The 4,416-nt window shown below is 70.6% G+C and carries 4 protein-coding genes; 2 read left to right on the top strand and 2 right to left on the bottom strand.

Annotated features, from left to right (window positions below; translation table 11 throughout):
• Positions 1-44 precede the first annotated feature (44 nt).
• Entirely contained in the window at positions 45-1,307 is a 1,263-nt protein-coding gene (gene hisS, locus ACFWM7_RS34010; protein ID WP_383268281.1) for a histidine--tRNA ligase, read from the bottom strand.
• A gap of 17 nt (positions 1,308-1,324) precedes the next feature.
• Entirely contained in the window at positions 1,325-2,014 is a 690-nt protein-coding gene (locus ACFWM7_RS34005; RefSeq protein WP_383268279.1) for an MBL fold metallo-hydrolase, read from the bottom strand.
• Between the two features lie 149 nt (positions 2,015-2,163).
• Between ACFWM7_RS34005 and ACFWM7_RS34000 the strand changes: the two genes are divergently transcribed.
• Complete coding sequence (locus ACFWM7_RS34000; RefSeq protein ID WP_383268276.1) at positions 2,164-2,955, top strand: peptidylprolyl isomerase; 792 nt, start codon at positions 2,164-2,166, stop codon at positions 2,953-2,955.
• A 215-nt stretch (positions 2,956-3,170) separates the two neighbouring features.
• The gene (locus ACFWM7_RS33995) at positions 3,171-4,400 is read left to right on the top strand and encodes a DUF349 domain-containing protein (RefSeq protein ID WP_383268274.1); all 1,230 of its coding nucleotides are present in this window, start codon (positions 3,171-3,173) and stop codon (positions 4,398-4,400) included.
• Positions 4,401-4,416 lie beyond the last annotated feature (16 nt).

The following is a 4,416-nucleotide window of genomic DNA, read 5'->3' as shown; positions in this document are numbered from 1 at the left end:
GCGGGACCTGAGGTCCCGCAGCCCGCGCCCCGCTCACGGCTCTCTCAGCCGAGCCGCTTCGCCAGCTCCGCCGGGACCTCGGCCAGCGGCACCGCGCTCTGCTCGCCGGACTCCATGTCCTTGAGCTGGACGACGCCCTCGGCGAGGTCGCGCTCGCCCGCGACCAGGGTGTAGCGGGCGCCCGAGCGGTTGGCGCTCTTCATCGCGCCCTTCAGGCCGCGGCCGCCGAACGCGAAGTCGGCCGCGATCCCCGCGCGGCGCAGCTCGGTGACGACGCCGAACAGGACCCGGCGGGCCTCCTCGCCGAGCGGGACCGCGTAGACGCTGGTGGTGGCGGGCAGGTCAAGGTCGACGCCCTCGGCCTCCAGGGCGAGGACCGTGCGGTCCACGCCGAGTGCCCAGCCGACGGACGGCAGCTCGGGGCCGCCGATCATCTCGGAGAGGCCGTCGTAACGGCCGCCGCCGCCCACCGCGGACTGCGAGCCGAGACCGTCGTGGACGAACTCGAAGGTCGTACGGGTGTAGTAGTCGAGACCGCGCACCAGCTTCTCGTCGTCCTCGAACGCGACCCCGGCCGCCGTGATCAGGGCGCGGACCTCTTCGTGGTACGCCTTGCACGCGTCGCACAGGTAGTCGCGGAGCTTCGGGGCGTCGGTGAGCTGCTTCTGTACGTCGGCCCGCTTGTCGTCCAGGACGCGCAGCGGGTTGATCTCGATGCGGCGGCGGGTCTCCTCGTCGAGGTCCAGGTCGCGCAGGAAGGTCTGGAGCGCCTCGCGGTAGACCGGGCGGCACGCCTTGTCGCCCAGCGAGTTCAGCAGGATGCGGAACTGCCGCAGGCCCAGCGAGCGGTACGCCTGGTCGGCCAGGATGATCAGCTCGGCGTCCAGGGCCGGGTCCTCGCTGCCGATCGCCTCGGCGCCGACCTGCGAGAAGTGGCGGTAGCGGCCCGCCTGCTGGCGCTCGTAGCGGTAGAACGAGCCGGAGTACCAGAGCTTGACGGGGAGGTTGCCGGCCTTGTGGAGGTTGGCCTCCAGAGCGGCGCGCAGCACCGACGCGGTGCCCTCGGGGCGCAGCGCCAGCTGATCGCCGCCCTTGGTGGTGAGGGTGTACATCTCCTTGGTGACGATGTCGGTGGACTCACCGACACCGCGCGCGAACAGCTCGACGTTCTCGAAGCCGGGCGTCTCGATGTAGCCGTAGCCGGAGTCGCGCAGGGGCGCGGAGATGGCCTCGCGCACCGCCAGGAACGTCGCGGAACGGGGCGGGGTCAGGTCGTACGTGCCCTTGGGGGCCTGAAAGGTGCTCACGTGTATACGTCTCTCGTCTACAGTCCTCGGCGCGGCGCAGCGTCCAACCCGTTCATGAACGGGTTCGTGGCGCGCTCGCGGCCGATGGTCGTCTGGGGGCCGTGGCCGGACAGCACCACGGTCGAGTCGTCGAGCGGCAGGCACACACGGGCCAGCGACTCCAGCAACTCGGCGTGGTCGCCGCCGGGCAGGTCGGTGCGTCCGACGGAGCCGGCGAAGAGCAGGTCGCCCGAGAAGAGGACCGGCGGGATGTCCGCGGCCTCGGGCATCCCGAACGTCACCGACCCCTTGGTATGGCCGGGCGCGTGCGAGACGCCGAACTTCAGACCGGCCAGGGTCAGCTTCGACCCGTCGGTCAGCTCCTTGACATCGTCCGGCTCCCCCACGGTCAGCTCGCCCATGAGCGGCATCCCGATGGAGCGGCCGAGGGCCTTCTCCGGGTCGCTCATCATGTAGCGGTCCTCGGGGTGGATCCAGGCGGGGACGTCATGGGCGCCGCAGACGGGGACGACCGAGGCGACGTGGTCGATGTGGCCGTGGGTGAGCACGACGGCGACGGGCTTGAGCCGATGCTTCTTCAGCGCTTCCTCGACGCCCTGGGCGGCCTGGTGGCCCGGGTCGATGATCACGCACTCCTCACCGGCGGCGGGGGCGACCAGATAGCAATTGGTCCCCCAGGCCCCGGCGGGGAACCCGGCAATGAGCACGATCGTCCTTAATGTTCGTCCGGAGAATGCGGCAGCGGCAAGGGATGCGGCAGATCAGAGCCTACCGGCGCTCCTCATGACACAGGTAACCCATATACGGTACGGGCAACTCAGGCCCTCATCTCACGACGTAACAAGGAGCCCCACCGGTGTCCAGCAGCGAACAGCGGCGACGGCAGCTCGCCCGGGAAAAGTTCGAGCGCCAGCAGAAGCGCCGGGAGGAGGCCCGCCGCAGGACGCGGCGCATCACCGCGATAGTCGCCGCCTCGGTGGCCGTCGTCGCCGTCGTGGGCGTGAGCGCGTTCGTCGTGGCGGGCAAGGACGACGGCAAGGACAAGAAGAGCGACGCGGCGGCGAGCCAGAGCCCCGCTCCGGAGCCTTCGGAGAGCGAGAGCAAGGCCCCGCTCCCCGCGATGAAGATCGACAAGAAGGCGACGTACACACTGTCGCTCACGACGAGCCAGGGTGACATCGGGTTCTCGATGGACGCGGCGAAGACCCCGCAGACCGTGAACTCCTTCAAGGCGCTCGCCGACAAGGGTTACTTCGACGGCACCAAGTGCCACCGGCTGACCACCCAGGGCATCTTCGTGCTCCAGTGCGGCGACCCCAAGGGGGACGGCACGGGCGGCCCGGGCTACAACATCCCGGACGAGAACCTGGACGCGCTCGGCAAGGCCGGCGCCGACGGCACGGTCGTCTACCTGCCGGGCACGGTCGCGATGGCCAACACCGGCCAGCCCGACTCCGGCGGCAGCCAGTTCTTCCTGGTCTACAAGGAGACGAAGCTTCCGCCCACCTACACCCCGTTCGGCACGATGGACGACGCCTCGTTGAAGGCCGTCCAGAAGGTCGGCGAGGCCGGTGTAGAGGGCGGTGCGGGCGACGGCGCCCCGAAGAAGGCCGTGACGGTCGAGAAGGCGTCCGTCGAGAAGAGCTGAACCGGTGGGACGGCGACCGGCCCCGGGCGGCCCCGGCACGAAGGGGCTTCCCTCGTTGTGCCGGAGCGGAGAATTTCAGCCGCGCTGAGTGCGGACAGCCGGGTGGCCGGTCGCCTAGATTGGCGTTGTGCAGGGCGGGCGATGCCCGCCCCAGGAAACTGTGGACGATGCCCGGGGGGCGAACCCCCTCGCAGGCATCAGGTGGAGGAGGCGCTGTGAGCAGCGACCCGTGGGGCCGCGTCGACGAGACGGGCACCGTGTACGTGCGTACAGCCGAGGGCGAGCAGGTCGTCGGATCGTGGCAGGCCGGTTCCCCCGAGGAGGCTCTGGCCTATTTCGAGCGCAAGTACGACGGCATTGTGGTCGAGATCGGCCTCCTCGAACGGCGGGTGAAGACCACCGACCTGTCGGCGAAGGACGCGACGACGGCCATCGATCATCTGCGGCAGCAGGTCGACGAGCACCACGCGGTGGGCGACCTGGACGCGCTGCGCAAGCGGCTGGACGCGCTCGTCGCGACGGTCGAGGCGCGCCGCGAGGAGCGCAAGGCGCAGAAGGCCAAGCAGACCGACGAGGCCAAGCAGGCCAAGGAGGCGCTGGTCGCCGAGGCGGAGGAGCTGGCGCAGAGCGAGCAGTGGCGCTCCGCCGGTGAGCGGCTGCGGGCGCTGGTGGACACCTGGAAGGGTCTCCCCCGCCTCGACCGCAAGTCGGACGACGAGCTGTGGCACCGCTTCTCGCACGCCCGCTCGGCTTTCTCCAAGCGGCGCAAGGCCCACTTCGCCGCGCTGGACGCCCAGCGCGAGGACGCCCGCAAGGCCAAGGAGAAGCTGGTCACCGAGGCCGAGTCGCTGTCCGGCTCCACGGACTGGGTGACCACGGCCGCGCGCTACCGCGACCTGATGACCGAGTGGAAGGCGGCGGGCCGCGCCCAGCGCGAGGCCGAGGACGACCTGTGGAACCGTTTCCGCGGTGCTCAGGACGTCTTCTTCGCCGCCCGCAGCGAGGTCTTCGCGGAGCGGGACGCCGAGCAGGGCGAGAACCTCAAGCTCAAGGAGGAGCTCGCCGCCGAGGCCGAGAAGCTGGTGCCGGTGAAGGACCTCAAGGCGGCCCGTGCCGCGTTCCGGTCCATCAACGAGCGCTGGGAGGCCATCGGCCACGTACCGCGTGACGCCCGTCCGAAGGTCGAGGGCCGGATGCAGGCGGTGGAGCGGGCGCTCCTGGAGTCCGAGGAGTCCGAGTGGCGCCGGACGAACCCGGAGGCGCGTGCCCGCGCCGCGGGTCTGACCGGTCAGCTCCAGGCCGCGGTGGACAAGCTGCGCGGCCAGATCGACACCGCGCGTGCCCAGGGCAACAACGCCCGCGCGGACAAGCTGGCCAAGGAGCTGGAGGGCCGGCAGGCGCTGCTGGACCAGGCGCTGAAGGGCCTGGAGGAGTTCGGCGGCTGAGACTGCTGCCAGAAAG

Source organism: Streptomyces sp. NPDC058375 (genome assembly GCF_042723425.1).
Taxonomy (GTDB): domain Bacteria; phylum Actinomycetota; class Actinomycetes; order Streptomycetales; family Streptomycetaceae; genus Streptomyces; species Streptomyces durocortorensis.
The sequence above is the reverse complement of the archived record's forward strand: the minus strand, read 5'-3'. Positions and strand labels throughout refer to the sequence as shown.